General features: G+C 40.9%; 17 protein-coding genes and 1 pseudogene. 2 read left to right on the forward strand and 16 right to left on the reverse strand.

Annotated features, from left to right (window positions below; translation table 11 throughout):
* Nucleotides 1–72 precede the first annotated feature (72 nt).
* Together SPD53_RS10440 and SPD53_RS10445 are read left to right on the forward strand one after the other, a co-directional pair.
* Nucleotides 73–1,035: a tyrosine-type recombinase/integrase gene (locus SPD53_RS10440; protein WP_336252527.1), complete on the forward strand. Its 963-nt coding sequence runs from the start codon at nt 73–75 to the stop codon at nt 1,033–1,035.
* Nucleotides 1,029–2,072, forward strand: a complete 1,044-nt coding sequence (locus SPD53_RS10445) for a site-specific integrase (RefSeq protein ID WP_336252528.1) — start codon at nt 1,029–1,031, stop codon at nt 2,070–2,072. Before SPD53_RS10440 ends, SPD53_RS10445 begins: the two co-directional genes overlap by 7 nt.
* A 285-nt stretch (nt 2,073–2,357) precedes the next feature.
* Here SPD53_RS10445 and SPD53_RS10450 read toward each other — a convergent pair whose 3' ends face one another.
* The 16 genes and pseudogenes from SPD53_RS10450 to SPD53_RS10525 form a co-directional block, all read right to left on the reverse strand.
* Nucleotides 2,358–2,516 carry a group II intron maturase-specific domain-containing protein gene (locus SPD53_RS10450; RefSeq protein ID WP_336252529.1) on the reverse strand — a complete coding sequence of 53 codons (159 nt, stop codon included), beginning with the start codon at nt 2,514–2,516 and terminating at the stop codon, nt 2,358–2,360.
* A gap of 148 nt (nt 2,517–2,664) precedes the next feature.
* Nucleotides 2,665–2,901 carry a hypothetical protein gene (locus SPD53_RS10455; RefSeq protein WP_336252530.1) on the reverse strand — a complete coding sequence of 79 codons (237 nt, stop codon included), beginning with the start codon at nt 2,899–2,901 and terminating at the stop codon, nt 2,665–2,667.
* Between the two features lie 535 nt (nt 2,902–3,436).
* Nucleotides 3,437–4,240 (reverse strand): annotated as a pseudogene (locus SPD53_RS10460) (reverse transcriptase domain-containing protein); the annotation flags it as partial.
* 1,018 nt (nt 4,241–5,258) lie between these two features.
* Nucleotides 5,259–5,651 (reverse strand): 30S ribosomal protein S9, encoded by a 393-nt coding sequence (gene rpsI / locus SPD53_RS10465; RefSeq protein WP_156857239.1) that lies wholly within the window; start codon nt 5,649–5,651, stop codon nt 5,259–5,261.
* Between the two features lie 18 nt (nt 5,652–5,669).
* A complete protein-coding gene (rplM, locus tag SPD53_RS10470) occupies nt 5,670–6,107 on the reverse strand; it encodes a 50S ribosomal protein L13 (protein WP_156857240.1) in 438 nt (145 codons plus the stop codon).
* A 175-nt stretch (nt 6,108–6,282) separates the two neighbouring features.
* A complete protein-coding gene (truA, locus tag SPD53_RS10475; protein ID WP_336252531.1) occupies nt 6,283–7,056 on the reverse strand; it encodes a tRNA pseudouridine(38-40) synthase TruA in 774 nt (257 codons plus the stop codon).
* 10 nt (nt 7,057–7,066) lie between these two features.
* The gene (locus SPD53_RS10480) at nt 7,067–7,870 is read right to left on the reverse strand and encodes an energy-coupling factor transporter transmembrane component T family protein (RefSeq protein ID WP_336252532.1); all 804 of its coding nucleotides are present in this window, start codon (nt 7,868–7,870) and stop codon (nt 7,067–7,069) included.
* Nucleotides 7,863–8,735, reverse strand: a complete 873-nt coding sequence (locus tag SPD53_RS10485; RefSeq protein ID WP_156857243.1) for an energy-coupling factor ABC transporter ATP-binding protein — start codon at nt 8,733–8,735, stop codon at nt 7,863–7,865. The genes SPD53_RS10480 and SPD53_RS10485 overlap by 8 nt, the downstream gene beginning before the upstream one ends.
* Nucleotides 8,711–9,550, reverse strand: a complete 840-nt coding sequence (locus tag SPD53_RS10490) for an energy-coupling factor ABC transporter ATP-binding protein (protein ID WP_156857244.1) — start codon at nt 9,548–9,550, stop codon at nt 8,711–8,713. The genes SPD53_RS10485 and SPD53_RS10490 overlap by 25 nt, the downstream gene beginning before the upstream one ends.
* Nucleotides 9,551–10,645: 1,095 nt before the next feature.
* Nucleotides 10,646–10,999 carry a 50S ribosomal protein L17 gene (gene rplQ / locus SPD53_RS10495; RefSeq protein WP_156857245.1) on the reverse strand — a complete coding sequence of 118 codons (354 nt, stop codon included), beginning with the start codon at nt 10,997–10,999 and terminating at the stop codon, nt 10,646–10,648.
* Between the two features lie 40 nt (nt 11,000–11,039).
* Nucleotides 11,040–11,984 carry a DNA-directed RNA polymerase subunit alpha gene (locus SPD53_RS10500; protein ID WP_156857246.1) on the reverse strand — a complete coding sequence of 315 codons (945 nt, stop codon included), beginning with the start codon at nt 11,982–11,984 and terminating at the stop codon, nt 11,040–11,042.
* 250 nt (nt 11,985–12,234) lie between these two features.
* Nucleotides 12,235–12,624 carry a 30S ribosomal protein S11 gene (gene rpsK / locus SPD53_RS10505; protein ID WP_156857247.1) on the reverse strand — a complete coding sequence of 130 codons (390 nt, stop codon included), beginning with the start codon at nt 12,622–12,624 and terminating at the stop codon, nt 12,235–12,237.
* Between the two features lie 24 nt (nt 12,625–12,648).
* Nucleotides 12,649–13,014 (reverse strand): 30S ribosomal protein S13, encoded by a 366-nt coding sequence (rpsM, locus tag SPD53_RS10510; RefSeq protein WP_156857248.1) that lies wholly within the window; start codon nt 13,012–13,014, stop codon nt 12,649–12,651.
* 18 nt (nt 13,015–13,032) lie between these two features.
* A complete protein-coding gene (rpmJ, locus tag SPD53_RS10515) occupies nt 13,033–13,146 on the reverse strand; it encodes a 50S ribosomal protein L36 (protein ID WP_010095733.1) in 114 nt (37 codons plus the stop codon).
* A gap of 28 nt (nt 13,147–13,174) precedes the next feature.
* Nucleotides 13,175–13,393, reverse strand: coding sequence for a translation initiation factor IF-1 (gene infA, locus SPD53_RS10520; RefSeq protein WP_156857249.1), 219 nt, complete (start codon nt 13,391–13,393; stop codon nt 13,175–13,177).
* Between the two features lie 345 nt (nt 13,394–13,738).
* The gene (locus SPD53_RS10525) at nt 13,739–14,389 is read right to left on the reverse strand and encodes an adenylate kinase (RefSeq protein WP_156857250.1); all 651 of its coding nucleotides are present in this window, start codon (nt 14,387–14,389) and stop codon (nt 13,739–13,741) included.
* Between the last annotated feature and the right edge of the window lie 25 nt (nt 14,390–14,414).

The raw sequence follows: 14,414 nt of genomic DNA on the forward strand, positions 1-14,414 counted from the left end.
GTATATCTCCCTGGATACTAATGGACTGAAGCAGTGTGCATTAAGCTTCGAAACCATCGGGGAGGCCCGATTATGAAACATGAAGCTGAAAGCCTTTTTTTACCATATATTGAGGAAATGCTTGATTTCAAAGTAAGTCTAGGCTATCAAAGACACACGTATGAAGGTTTTCTTCGTGATTTTAGTAGATTCTGCGGGGAAAATTATCCGAAGGATGACAGACTGACCATGGAACTTGCCTATGCATGGGCGGTGAGACGATCTACTGAAAGTCATTCAGGATTCCGGAGAAGGCTTACCCCCCTAAGAGAATTCGGAAAGTATCTGAATGCGATTGGTATCGAGAGTTATGTTATACCTTCTAATTTTTCAGGAGGAAGTTCTTCCTTTACACCATATATATTTACAGATGAAGAGCTTATAGCTATTTTCACTGAAGCTGACCGCCTAAAGAGAAATAAAAACACACCAAATCGGCATATAATTGTCCCTGCGTTATTAAGAATGATTTATTTCTGTGGTCTCCGTCCGAATGAAGGACGTGAAATCAAGAAATCAGACGTGGATTTGGATAATGGCACCCTCTTTATTCGTAAGAATAAAACGCATAGAGAACGAATTGTACCAATGTCAGATGACTTAAGAAATTTCTGCATAAATTATAATGAAAACCTTAAAATATTTTCACCCAAAAGCGAATACTTTTTTCCAAACCCAGACGGCAACCCGTATTCGGCTAAATGGCTCACTAGACAATTTCTTTCGATATGGGAACGTGTTCAACCTGCGCAAGGTTCTAGAAGAGTGCGCGTATACGATCTCCGTCACAGATTCGCTTCCGCGGTAATGATGAATTGGCTAAACGAGGGCGTAGACTTATATGCAAAGCTTCCATACCTAAGCACATATATGGGGCATGCCAGATTTTCCGATACCGCCTATTACATCCATCTTCTTCCCACGAACCTGACTCGTTCCAAGGCGGTTGATTGGGATTCATTTTCCGTACTGATACCAGAGGTGTCGCCATGGTGAAATCGGAAAGCTTGAAGTTTTACCAGATGGTACGGGATTTCCTCACAGTCTATTTGCCAAAACAAAAGGCAAGCAGTGCGAATACAATTAAGGCTTACAGAGAGTCGTTGAATCTCCTTCTAGAATATCTAAAAGAGGAAGAAAACCTTCAGTTGATGGATATTTCTTTTGATAAGATATCTAGAAAAACAGTGGAAGGCTATCTTCATTGGCTAGAAGAAACTCGCAAATGTAGTGTACCGACTAGAAATCACAGGCTTTCTAGTATACGTTCTTTTTATAAATATGTGGGAAATAGGGACCTGTCGGTCATGGCCTATACTCTTGAATTTGAAAAGATACCTATCAAAAAGGCGGAGAAAACCCAACAATTGAAATTCTTTGAAGAAGATGCATTACAGGAAATTCTTGCACAACCAGATACATCTACTAGAAAAGGGATACGGGATTTATTTTTCATGATATTGATGTACGACACTGCCGGCAGAAATCAAGAAGTACTTAACTTAAAAGTCAGCGACATTCGTTTGTCTACAAAGGAACCATATGTAGTATTAACGGGAAAAGGAAACAAAATAAGGATTGTACCACTTATGCAGAGAACCATTGATCACTTTAATAATTACATTAAAATTTTCCATGACGGAAAGTCTACAGACGAATTTTTATTCTACGTTAAACAAAAAGGGAAAAGACAGCCAATGTCAGCTGATAATGTCGCTAAATTTATGAAACAATATGGAAAAGCAGCGAAAGAACAATGCAATAAAGTACCTGAAGGTCTTCATCCACATATGTTTCGTCATTCCAGGGCAATGCATCTTTACCGTGGTGGTATGCCGCTAGCACTCTTATCCGAATGGTTGGGACATGCACAGTTGGAAACAACCAAGATTTATGCATATGCGGATACACAAATGAAACGGGAGGCTATAGAAAAAGCAACAAGCAGCCTAAACCCACTATCACAGAATCGGAAAGTTACTTCATGGCAGAATGATGACGAATTAATTAAACGTCTTTATGGTTTATTATAGAAATAATTATTCCGACTTTTAAGCTATGAGCCATCAAAAATATAATAATGACCTTGTGGTTTCGATGCCCAACTTATAAAAGTCGGAATAATCCAGAGGTCGGGATAAGTGGTGTTATCCTGACTTCTGGATAACACCACCGGACGTGAACCTCTCAGCTCATCCGGCTCCCGTTATTCAGCCACAGGCTTAATACCTAATTCCCAGTGCTTAAAGAGTCTGGGATTTTGCTTTGCAATTCTACCTATAAAATGTTCTGCCCTTTTCTTATGCTTGGCTAATTTCTTATACTTTCTTCCTTGCCCACATAATTAAAGCTTTATTAACGTGCCTTAAGGCAGAATACATTTCAGATTTGTAGAATTTCCCATAGTAATTAATCCACCCTTGAATTACGGGATTAAACATATTTGAAAGGTCTTTGATATCTTTTTCTGCTTTCAATTGCAGTTTCCAGCTTCTTACTTTTTGCCGTATTGACTTCTTCGATTTATTGCTAATGGCAGGAGTGAAATTGACAAAATATTTGCCCCACCTGTTCTTTGACAGTCGAGGCCTGAATGTATAACCTAGAAAATCAAATGAGATATTTTCATGCTCTTCTTGTACCCCCGGCTTTCTTCGGGATTTCCACGGCTTTAACCGATGGTGGAAAGTAACTTCCAGATGACATTCGATTCCATATTTTATACAGATTATCCTTAAGGTTTTCCTCAAATTCGTCAAGGGACTGTTCATCAATTCCCGCTGAGCCTTTGTTTGCTTTCACTTTTAAATATGCTTCGTATACTATGTTCTTAGATATTGCATATGGTTTTGTTTTACTCATAAGTTCCTCCCATTTGATGGTTGACTTGTTTATAAAACTGAATAACATAACCCCTTTGCTCCGCCTCCGTTAGGAGGTTTCATTGCTACTACGAGTTATTCCGCCCCTATACATGGCATTGGTACTCTGATTCTTGTGGGGTATCCACTTGAATTTCTCCCTTGGCATCCATGTCGTAGGTTCCCACGTTCCACACAAAAGCCTGTATTAAGTTCACGCCGCCTTTATACCGGTCACCGAACGGACAGTAAGCAGGTTTCTTCCGAACTTATCCCGAGTTAACGACTCCCCCTCGGTTTTGATGACATCCCTACGCTTTCGATACTTCTTCAGCGGTTCACTGGTTTTCGTCTCCTTAATACGTACCTGACAAGGTCTAGCCCTGCCTTTTCTCTAACGCTCAATACCATAGCTTTTGACTACAGCACCTTAGAGTGGTTTGCAATCTCTACCTGTATAGCGATTACGAGAGGCCTACTCTCATCTTTTGTGCAGCAGGCTTTGTTGCTTACGCACCAAGCCTTCGTGGCACACAATCATCGGCATATCTGACAATGTAACATTCTTTTAGCTTAGATTTTTTAAGTGCCTGTGCTTTACTTCCAGAATGTTTATAGTCATGTTGGGTCTGAAAAGTTTCCCATTGATTACTGACCCACCAATCGAGTTCATTTAGAACAATATTCGATAAAAGTGGGGAGAGAATGCCACCTTGCGGTGTTCCTTTTGTTGGTACACCTTCTCCAACAATCTCTGCTTTTAATAGTCTGGATATAATAGAAAGTAATGCTTTATCTTTTATTCCAAGTGACCAAATTTGCTTAAGTAATTTACTATGGTGAACGTTATCAAAAAATCCCTTTATGTCTACATCAATGCAATGATAAAGCCTTGCCATATTTATAAGCGATTCAAATCTCGCTTTTGCATGGTGTGTGCTTCTATTTGGTCTGAATCCGTAGCTATGTTTATGAAATTTCGCCTCGCAAATTGGTTCCAATATCTGTAAGATACATTGTTGGACAATTCTATCCCATATAGTCGGGATACCCAATGGTCTTACTTTTCCATTTGCTTTCGGAATAAAAACACGTCTAACACTATCTGGTTCATATGTTTTAAACATATTTCGGATGTGTTCAATAACTTCCTCAACTGACAAGTGTTTAATATCATCGATTGTTAACTTATTTGTTCCAGCTGTTTTACTCCCAGTATTTCTTTTGATGTTTCGATAAGCAAGACGTATATTTTCATTAGAACTAATTAAGTTCATTAAATCATAGAAATTTTGACCATTAACACTTTGAGTATATAGGTTATCAAAACAATGTTGCATATTATAGTACTCGCTATGTCTCAGTTTCTTCCGTTTCAACAAGTCGGTGACTCCCTTAGGAGTTGAACCTCTATTAGTCTCACAAGAACCTTGTTAACCGATAAAGAACTGCCATACATGGTTGAATGATTCTTCATTAGTCTAGTGGCTATCCCTCCATGTTGATTAGACATTTCATTGGTACTGTGCCACCACTTTCACTGAAACAAAGTTGAGTTATACAATAGCTATTTTCACTATTGCTTTCCTTAACACCGTTTCAAGGGAAGTAAGTCCTCCACGTTATCAGCTTACAACGTTGAATTATATCTATTATAGAATGAACTTAGGTGCTTCCTGTAAGCCTGTTAGCCGTTCATATGCCTATAACATATCATGGACTTTCATAATTGCTAATCTTACTCGACCACTGCTAACCTCACATTTAAGTGATATACACATTTCTACGTATTGCCAGTTTAGACCCGTACCTTCGGAAGTTTGTCAGCGTAACCCTTTATGGTAGGTTTATTTGCATTCTCACCATATTCAATCAACTCAAGCATCATGATTTACACCACCCCATCGGGTAGGCTTTCGTCAGCTAAATAGCACTGTTACGGTAAATTCTCACGCCTTTTTACCGAGCTTTTAACACTGTCATTCTTACTAACCCAAGTGCTAATCGACTAAGAGAGAACCCTTCCGAGCGTTACCTCTTCATTTGATTCTTCGATATAATCCTTCAATCCCACAAGGGATTGCCTAGTCTTTACTGAAGTGATGTGACCACCCTCCATTTAAACTAGGAACATTTCGCACAACAATCTGGCCCGATTGTTGCTTTGTCACAATTCAGCTAATCAATGTAATTGTATCAAAATTCATTTCAAAGCTACACCTTTTCTTTAAATTATTTGTATGCTACTCGTATGTTACGTGTATGCTACGTGTGAATTTTTCTACCAATTTAAACGTCCCCATATACAGTAAAATCCCCCAACCATAAATGGTTGAGGGATTTGCAAGTGTTGATTTATTAACGTTTTGAGAACTGTGGTGCACGACGTGCGCCTTTAAGTCCATACTTCTTACGCTCTTTCATTCTAGGGTCACGAGTCAAGTAACCTTCACGTTTTAATGAAGCACGATATTCTGGATCGGCTTGTAATAGCGCACGAGAAATTCCATGACGAATTGCACCAGCTTGACCAGTGAATCCACCACCGTGAACATTAACTAGAATGTCATATGTTCCTTCTGTTTCTGTTGCAACTAATGGCTGGTTTAGAATAAGAAGCTGTGTTTCATATGGGAAATATTCTCTTGCTTCACGACCATTGATTGTGATATTACCTGAACCTGGTACTAAACGTACACGTGCAGTTGATTTTTTACGACGTCCTGTGCCGTAGTATTGTACTTGTGCCAATGAATTTACCTCCTTTGATTACCCACGAAGCTCGTATACTTCTGGTTTTTGTGCTTGATATTTATGCTCTGGACCTGCAACAACATGTAATTTTTTACCCATTTTGCTTCCTAATGGACCTTTTGGCAGCATACCTTTTACTGCAAGCTCGATCATACGTTCAGGGTGCTTAGCACGTAAATCTGCTGCGTTACGCTCTTTCAGTCCACCTGGATGATTAGAATGACGGTAATACATTTTGTCGTTCTCTTTGTTCCCAGTTAATTCGATTTTCTCTGCATTGATGACGATGACATAGTCTCCTGTATCTGCATGCGGAGTATAAGTTGGTTTATGCTTTCCACGAAGGATAGTAGCAACTTCACTCGCAAGACGACCTAGACGTTTGCCTTCTGCATCAACAACAAGCCATTTGCGTTCAATGTTCGCTTCATTTGCCATGAATGTTGTGCGCATGATAGATTTCCCTCCATATATATAAAATCCGTTTCATATTTTGTATTTTAAGTTTCTTAAAACATAATTAGATTCCGGGGCTAATCATGGTTTAGAAATAAAATGCCATAAATCATAATATAACATAATGGGTAGGTTTGTCAAGGTTTCTCTTGATTTTTCTATAAAAGAAACCTCATTCAGCAGAAGTTTTACGAACGATTGCATCGGGATAAACTACCCGCATTAAATATAAACCTTCTGGACCGATTGTTTTGCCTATTTTACTGCGGTCTTTTGCCGCGATTAAACCTGGTATTTCCTCTGGTTCCCATTTTCCTTGACCAACATCGAGAAGGAAGCCGGCAATTATACGAACCATATTATACAGGAAACCATCCCCATGAAATATGAAGCGAAGACCAGACTCCTTCGTTTCACAGCTTACAGTATATAGCGTACGAACTTTGTTTCCTTTGACACTTGTTTTCACCGAAGAAAATGTAGTAAAATCATGCGTTCCCTCGAAATAGGTGCATGCTTCCTTGATTTTGTCGACGTCGAGTGCGTGCGGAAAGTGATAGGTATAATTCCGGCTAAATACGTCCCGTTCTGGCGCCGTTCGCACGAAGTAATGATATTCCTTAGCTATAGCGTCAAAACGCGCGTGGAAGGCATCTGTGACGATTTCCACCTTCGTTATATAAATGTCTTCCGGGAGCAGTGCGTTTAAGGCTTTTTTCCAATTTTCCACAGGCAACTGAAGCGGGGAATCAAAATGGATGACTTGCCCTTTCGCATGAACACCAGTATCCGTACGACCTGAACCATGGATGCAAATGGTTTGTCCCTTATGCATTTTCTGTAAGCTTTTCTCCAGTTCACCTGCCACCGTTCGCTTATCCGGCTGGATTTGAAAGCCAAAGAATCCCGAGCCATCATAGGCTAGCGTGCATTTTATTCGTCTCATCTTGCAACCCTCACCCATACATTCTTGTTACAAATAGAGTAGCTACCACGAGGATAAAGACGATATAACCCATTATATCGAACTTTGTAACTTTTAATTCTCTTAATTTCGTTCGATTATCCCCACCCTGGTAGCCCCGGGCTTCCATTGCCATTGCCAGCTCCTCAGCCCGTTTAAATGCACTGATGAACAAGGGCACAAGTAACGGGACAATTGCTTTCACCCGCTCTTTTAACGGTCCCGTGCGGAAGTCAACCCCACGAGAGGCTTGCGCTTTTGATATTTTATCCGTTTCCTGCATCAGTGTCGGAATGAAGCGTAAAGAAATCGACATCATCAACGCGAGTTCATGCACAGGGAATTTAAATCGCTTCAATGGATGTAACATATCCTCAATTCCGTCCGTAATCTCAATCGGCGTCGTCGTTAATGTTAATAAAGAAGTAACAAGGATCAAGAGAAAGAAACGGATTGAGATAGCGAACCCTTGAATAATTCCTCCCGAATAAAACTTGAAAATCCCCAATTCAAAAACGACTGTCCCCTCTTTCGTGACAAACAGATGGAGAATAAAGGTGAAAACGATCAGAAACCAAACAGGCATTAGACCTTTCATAATAAAACGAATTGGTACCTTACTCGTAAACATCGCAGTTAAAGCAAATACAATTAAAATCCCATAGCTCGGCACATTATTTGCAAAAAAGACGATAAAGACAAAGAAAAAGATAATTGTTATTTTCGTTCGGGGATCTAAACGGTGAATGAGTGAATTCCCTGGAACATATTGACCGATGATTAAGGAGTTACTCATGAAAATCCACTCCTTTTACAACTTGCTGGATCTCTTCTGCAAGTTCTTTCATCGACTGATTATGGAATGGAATCGGTTTGCCGATTTTTTTCTCGAACTTAATCAGAAACTCCACGACTTCCGGAACATCCAGCTGGACACTCTGGAGTGCTTCCTTTTGACTAAACACGTCAACGGGGGTTCCTTCCATAAACTTCTTTCCCTTGTTTAAAATCAGGATATGATCCGCATACTTCAAGGCATCCTCCATACTGTGAGTGACGAGAATCGTTGTCAGGCCTTCCTGCTTATGCAATTCATAAAACATGTCCATAATTTCTTTCTGCCCTCGGGGATCAAGGCCTGCAGTCGGTTCATCAAGCACGAGCACTTCCGGCTGAATTGCCAATACGCCAGCTATTGCAACTCGTCGTTTCTGCCCCCCACTCAAATCGAAGGGGGAGCGTTCCAGCAGCTCTTCCGGTAGATGCACCTGGCGGATAACTTGCCTCGTCCGTTTCTCAATTTCTTCTTGCTGGACGCCAAAGTTTTCCGGTCCAAAAGCAATATCCTTTGCGACGGTCTCTTCAAATAGCTGGTGTTCCGGGTACTGGAACACCACTCCGACCCGACTCCGCAGTTCTTTCATGTTTTTCGGTTTTTCCTCGTTGGTCAGCTTGAAATCACCGATGTGCACTTCCCCTTCACTTGGGGCAGATAGTCCATTCAGATGCTGGATTAAGGTCGACTTACCTGAACCCGTATGGCCAATAATTGCTACAAATGAGCCAGATGGAATATGGAATGACAAGTCATCGACCGCTTTATGCTCAAAGGGTGAATTACGTTGATAGATATATGTCACGTTCTTGAATGTAATGTCCATAGTTCCTCCAGTAGTTCCTCTTGATTTAATGGTTCTTTCGTAAGTTTTACATCGACTTGTTTTAATTCCTCTGCCAATATGGCGACAAATGGGACATCAAGCCCGATTTCTCTCAGCTCTTTACGCTTTGAAAAAATCTCTCTCGGCGTCGCTTCTGCCCATATCTCACCCTGATTCATGACAATAACCCGTTCCGCCTGGACAACTTCTGCAAGATCATGGGTAATCGTAATAAGCGAGAGTCCGCGTTGTTCACTCAACTCCGAAACAGTATCCATGATTTCTTTTCTTCCTTTTGGATCAAGCATGGCCGTCGCCTCATCTAAGATCAGCACTTTAGGTGAAATCGCCAATACACTCGCAATGGCGATCCGTTGTTTCTGGCCACCAGAAAGTCGATGCGGTTCCGTAAGACGATAATCCGACATCCGAACAGCTTGAAGTGTTTCTTCAATTCTTTTAATCATCTCTTCCCGAGGAATACCCCGGTTTTCCATTCCGAACGCTACATCATCCTGTACCGTTGCACCAACAAACTGGTTATCCGGATTTTGGAATACCATCCCAATTTCCCGCCTGATATCCCAAATCGTTTCTTCATTCACGGTAATACCATTTATTAAAATCTCCCCTTGTTGGGGAAATAGTAGGCCATTCACTAGTTTTGCGATAGTTGATTTACCTGAACCATTATGTCCGATAATCGCAACAAATTCATTTTCATAAATTGTAAAAGATAAATTTTTCAAAACCCAAGGCGAGTTCTCCTCATAGCGAAACGACACATTCCGAAACTCAATCAATGCCTTCCTCATCTTATCAGCCTCCTCCGCTCCAAATGCGGACCTTTCTATTCTATGTATTAGTATATCTCAATCTAGACGGAGAATCAGTATCTAAATCCCCTGTCAAAGATTTTCACGAAGAAAGGTACTCCACTCTTCTCTGCTAATTGTAATCCCGTTTTAAATTTATTATAAGGATAATAGTTCGCATCTATTTCAAGCAATCCTATCAGCTACCCAAACAGAAGAAACAGAAGCTATTGGGCACTGAGAAGATCTATCAACAACGAAGACACATAAAATAACAGCCATTAGGGAGTTGAAAAGCCTCATCAACGACCGATACTCCAAAAACAGAATCCAGTCGGTCGTTGAGGAGCGTCCTCAACACCCTACCAACATGATACAAGCTTCATACGGGTATTGATAACAAACCCTATCTTCAACAAAACAACTCAACTTTCGCAGTCTGAAACAGCTATGAATAGCTTAATGAAAAAACAAAAAACCGTTGGATGCTTTCATTCAGCGTTAGTGCAACTTTCTTCTGGAGGTCCGCAGTCCAGACACCTCTCGCTTTCCGCGGACGGCCAGTGAGCCTCCTCGGGCTAATGCCCTGCGGGGTCTCACCAGGCCTATCGACGAACAGGATGTTCTAATGCCGGCATTGGTCACAGGACGTGACCGTACTTAGCCGGCCTCCCGCAGGAGTCTCGAGGTGTCTGGACCACTCCCAGGAAAGGCCTGATCCGGAGCACTGTTTATTATGCTAGGAATAGAACACTCATCATGATGGGATAGTATCTCCAAAAATAATAACGCTCTCTACCAGTTCAGTTGCCCAGAAGACGGTGACTCCTACGGGAATAGCACGAGTCCGAAGACCCCGCAGGAAGTGCTTTTCTTCCGAGGAGGCTGAGGCCGTGCCCGTGGAAAGCATCCGTTCTCTGGGCAACTGAACGGCAATCAGGACGCTATAAAAGGAAACGAGCAAAACACTTACGCTGAATGAAAACGTCACAGACTTCATTGACTGGGAATTCTTGATGAAGTTGAGTATAAAACAAAAAAGGGCTTGGATTCACCTCTGTGGAGAGATATCGTCCTGCCCTTGCCGTTTTTTGATTAAACTAATTCAATGATTGCCATGGGCGCTCCATCACCTTGGCGCTCACCTAGTTTAAGTACGCGCGTATAGCCGCCTTGTCTGTCTTCATAACGTTTTGCAACATCATCGAAAAGCTTTTGAATTACTGAGTTGTCTTCTGCAGTTTCTTTATTGTAAAGAAAAGCTGCTGCCTGGCGACGTGCATGAAGATCGCCACGTTTTCCGAGTGTAATCATTTTATCCACTACAGATCTAAGCTCTTTCGCTTTTGCTTCTGTTACTTCCAGGCGTTCATGAATAATTAAATCAGATGCAAGGTTACGAAGTAGTGCCATACGATGATCTGTGGTACGTCCTAACTTTCTAGTCATGGACTATCCCTCCTTTTTCCAAAATCTCAAGGTGACTGCTTTAATCGTCATTTCGTAAACCTAAACTAAGATCAGCAAGCTTTTGTTTTACTTCATCTAATGATTTACGACCTAAGTTACGTACTTTCATCATGTCCTCTTCAGTCTTCGTTGTTAGTTCCTGAACAGTATTGATCCCAGCACGCTTCAAGCAGTTATATGATCTTACAGAAAGATCAAGTTCTTCAATCGTCATTTCCATTACTTTTTCTTTTTGGTCTTCTTCTTTTTCAACCATGATTTCGACATTCTGAGCTTCATCTGTCAGTCCGATAAAGATGTTCAGATGTTCAGAAATAATCTTTGCACCTAAAGAAATAGCTTCTTCCGGGCGGATACTTCCGTCTGTTGAAACTTCGAATGTTAATTTATCAAAGTCTACAACTTGCCCAACACGTGTATTTTCCACTTGGTAGGTTACACGTTCTACTGGTGTGAAAATCGAATCTACCGGAATGACTCCAATTGGTTGTTCTTCATGTTTATTTTCCTCAGCCGGGCGATAGCCGCGACCGCGTTCAGCAGTCATCTTCATATACAAGCGACCTTTACCGTTAACCGTTGCAATGTGAAGATCTGGATTCATTACTTCGACATCACTGTCATAAGTTAAATCTGCAGCAGTCACATTAGCTTTACCCTGGATATCTAATTCTAATGTTTTTGGTTCATCAGAGTAGATTTTAAGTGCGAGCTTTTTTAAATTCAAAATGATCGTTGTTACATCCTCAACCACGCCATCAACCGTGGAAAATTCATGCAATGCTCCGTCAATCTGAACTGAAGTAATAGCAGCACCCGGAAGTGAGGACAGCAAAATACGACGCAAGGAGTTTCCAAGAGTGGCACCATATCCACGCTCAAGAGGTTCAACTACGAATTTTCCAAATGTAGCATCATCACTAATTTCAACCGTTTCAATCTTTGGTTTCTCAATTTCAATCATTCAATAAAACCCTCCTTAAAAACGTCAAAACCCCGGCTAGACACAGATCGTCTAACCGAAATTCCTCAAGTAGGCAGCCCGTGCAATCTTGCACTACCTGTCTTTCCTTTGTACATACCTATCTATCGTTAATAAAACGTGCAGAGTATAATTTTACCATTATAACCCAGTATAGACAGGGTGACAAAATCTATACGATGTTATCCAAAAAGCTAACGAATCAGCCCTTAAATAACCGAACTACAGTGAATTATACACGACGACGTTTTGGTGGGCGACAACCATTATGAGGAACCGGTGTTACGTCAACAATTGCCGTTACTTCTAGGCCTGCTGCCTGAAGGGAACGAATTGCTGCTTCACGTCCTGCTCCTGGTCCTTTAACGGTTACTTCGAGACTTTTCATACCATTTTCAACTGCTGTTTTAGCTGCAGTTTCAGCTGCCATTTGAGCTGCAAAAGGAGTAGATTTACGTGAACCTTTGAAACCTAGTGCACCTGCAGAGCTCCAAGATACAGCATTTCCTTTTTCATCAGTAATCGTTACAATTGTGTTGTTAAATGTAGAACGGATATGTGCAATACCAGTTTCTACTTGTTTTCTGACACGGCGTTTGCGTGTGTTTGTATTACGAGCCATCTAAAATGTGCCTCCTTTCAATTATTACTGTTTCTTGTTAGCCATTGTTTTACGTGGGCCTTTACGCGTACGAGAGTTGTTCTTTGTCTTTTGTCCACGAACCGGTAAACCGCGACGGTGACGTACACCTCTGTAAGATCCAATTTCAATCAGACGCTTAATGTTGAGGGATACTTCACGACGTAGGTCCCCTTCAATCGTAACAGACTCTACAGCTCGTCGAATACGTCCGAGTTCGTCTTCTGTTAGATCGCGTACACGAGTATCTTCAGAAACGTTTGCCTCTTTAAGGATTTGTTTTGCAGTCGTTTTACCAATTCCAAAGATGTACGTTAATGAAATAACGACTCGTTTATCACGTGGAATATCAATACCTGAAATACGTGCCAAGATCATGCACCTCCTATATTAACCTTGTTTTTGTTTGTGTTTTGGATTTTCGCAAATCACCATTACTTTACCTTTTCGCTTAATTACTTTACATTTTTCGCAAATTGGTTTTACAGATGCTCTTACTTTCATCCTTATTACCTCCTTTAAGATCGGAGCATTATTTATAACGGTACGTAATTCGACCTCTTGTTAAATCATACGGAGAAAGTTCAACTGTAACCTTGTCACCTGGTAAAATTCGGATATAGTGCATACGAATCTTTCCAGATACATGCGCTAAAACAGTATGACCGTTTTCGAGTTCGACATGAAACATTGCGTTCGGCAGTGTTTCCGTTACAGTACCTTCTACTTCAATAACATCATCTTTTGCCATTTGTTTGATCTCCTTCCTTTAAATCAGTCACAAGCCCAAGTACTCGTCAGGATGGTAAATCGCAATTTCCCAATTGTGACATGATCAGTTTCTAGAAGGCTATTGGGATATGTGGAGAAAAGCTGTCGAGCCCTAGTAATAATTAGTTACCTCAAGCTGCATCTGCTTCGATTTACTCCATCCGCTAATATTAATGTACCTTTTTAACCCGCAGTTTCCGGGATCTGTGTACGTTACGTTTTAAGCTTTCAGATGAGCTTTTAAAGTTATAGCTATCTGTAAGTTACTACGCCCTTCATTATAACGTCAGAAGGCCAGAATTGCACCTAATCCGGTCATCCTCTGTTACGCTTTGTTATCCAGTATTTCCTGAACTTCCTGGAAAACAATCTCAATGTCTTGATCTCCATTTACTCGAGCAAGATAGCCTTTATTCTCATAGAAATCGAGTAATGGTTGCATTTGTTCGAGGTTTACAGCTAAGCGATTCTTCACCGTTTCTGGTTTGTCATCATCACGCTGGATTAATGCTGAACCATCTTTATCACAAATCCCTTCCTCTTTCGGAGGATTGAATTTCACATGATAAGCTGTTCCACAAGTTGGACAAATCCGCCTGCCAGATAAACGCTCCACTAAGTTTTCTGCTGGAACATCTACGTGTAACACGAAATCAATGGTTTCATTTAATTCGGAGAGAATCTTTTCCAAGCTTTCCGCCTGAGCAATCGTTCTTGGAAATCCATCCAGAAGAAAGCCGTCTTTACAGTCGTCTTTCATTAGACGTTCTCTCACGATTCCAGTCGTTACTTCATCTGGAACAAGTGCTCCTTGATCCATATATTCTTTAGCTTTTTTTCCCAGGTCTGTACCTTCTTTAATTGCTGCTCGGAACATATCCCCTGTAGAAATATGAGGGATGTTATATTTTTCATTTATTTTCTCTGCCTGAGTACCTTTACCAGCACCAGGTAGACCCATTAAAATCAAATTCAATCGTTTCCCCTCGCTTCTTCAATGT

Origin of the sequence: Oceanobacillus sp. MO10714A (assembly GCF_037072045.1) — a bacterium.
GTDB classification, from domain to species: domain Bacteria; phylum Bacillota; class Bacilli; order Bacillales; family Amphibacillaceae; genus Oceanobacillus; species Oceanobacillus indicireducens.

Excerpts from the sequence above, each read along its gene's own strand:
- SPD53_RS10485 (WP_156857243.1), bottom strand. The coding sequence starts at position 8,735 with ATGGACATTACATTCAAGAACGTGACATATATCTATCAACGTAATTCA.
- rpsK (WP_156857247.1), bottom strand. The coding sequence starts at position 12,624 with ATGGCTCGTAATACAAACACACGCAAACGCCGTGTCAGAAAACAAGTA.
- SPD53_RS10500 (WP_156857246.1), bottom strand. The coding sequence starts at position 11,984 with ATGATTGAAATTGAGAAACCAAAGATTGAAACGGTTGAAATTAGTGAT.
- SPD53_RS10445 (WP_336252528.1), top strand. The coding sequence starts at position 1,029 with ATGGTGAAATCGGAAAGCTTGAAGTTTTACCAGATGGTACGGGATTTC.
- SPD53_RS10455 (WP_336252530.1), bottom strand. The coding sequence starts at position 2,901 with ATGAGTAAAACAAAACCATATGCAATATCTAAGAACATAGTATACGAA.
- infA (WP_156857249.1), bottom strand. The coding sequence starts at position 13,393 with ATGGCAAAAGATGATGTTATTGAAGTAGAAGGTACTGTAACGGAAACA.
- truA (WP_336252531.1), bottom strand. The coding sequence starts at position 7,056 with ATGAGACGAATAAAATGCACGCTAGCCTATGATGGCTCGGGATTCTTT.
- SPD53_RS10440 (WP_336252527.1), top strand. The coding sequence starts at position 73 with ATGAAACATGAAGCTGAAAGCCTTTTTTTACCATATATTGAGGAAATG.
- rplQ (WP_156857245.1), bottom strand. The coding sequence starts at position 10,999 with ATGACTAGAAAGTTAGGACGTACCACAGATCATCGTATGGCACTACTT.
- SPD53_RS10480 (WP_336252532.1), bottom strand. The coding sequence starts at position 7,870 with ATGAGTAACTCCTTAATCATCGGTCAATATGTTCCAGGGAATTCACTC.
- rplM (WP_156857240.1), bottom strand. The coding sequence starts at position 6,107 with ATGCGCACAACATTCATGGCAAATGAAGCGAACATTGAACGCAAATGG.
- rpmJ (WP_010095733.1), bottom strand. The coding sequence starts at position 13,146 with ATGAAAGTAAGAGCATCTGTAAAACCAATTTGCGAAAAATGTAAAGTA.
- SPD53_RS10490 (WP_156857244.1), bottom strand. The coding sequence starts at position 9,550 with ATGAGGAAGGCATTGATTGAGTTTCGGAATGTGTCGTTTCGCTATGAG.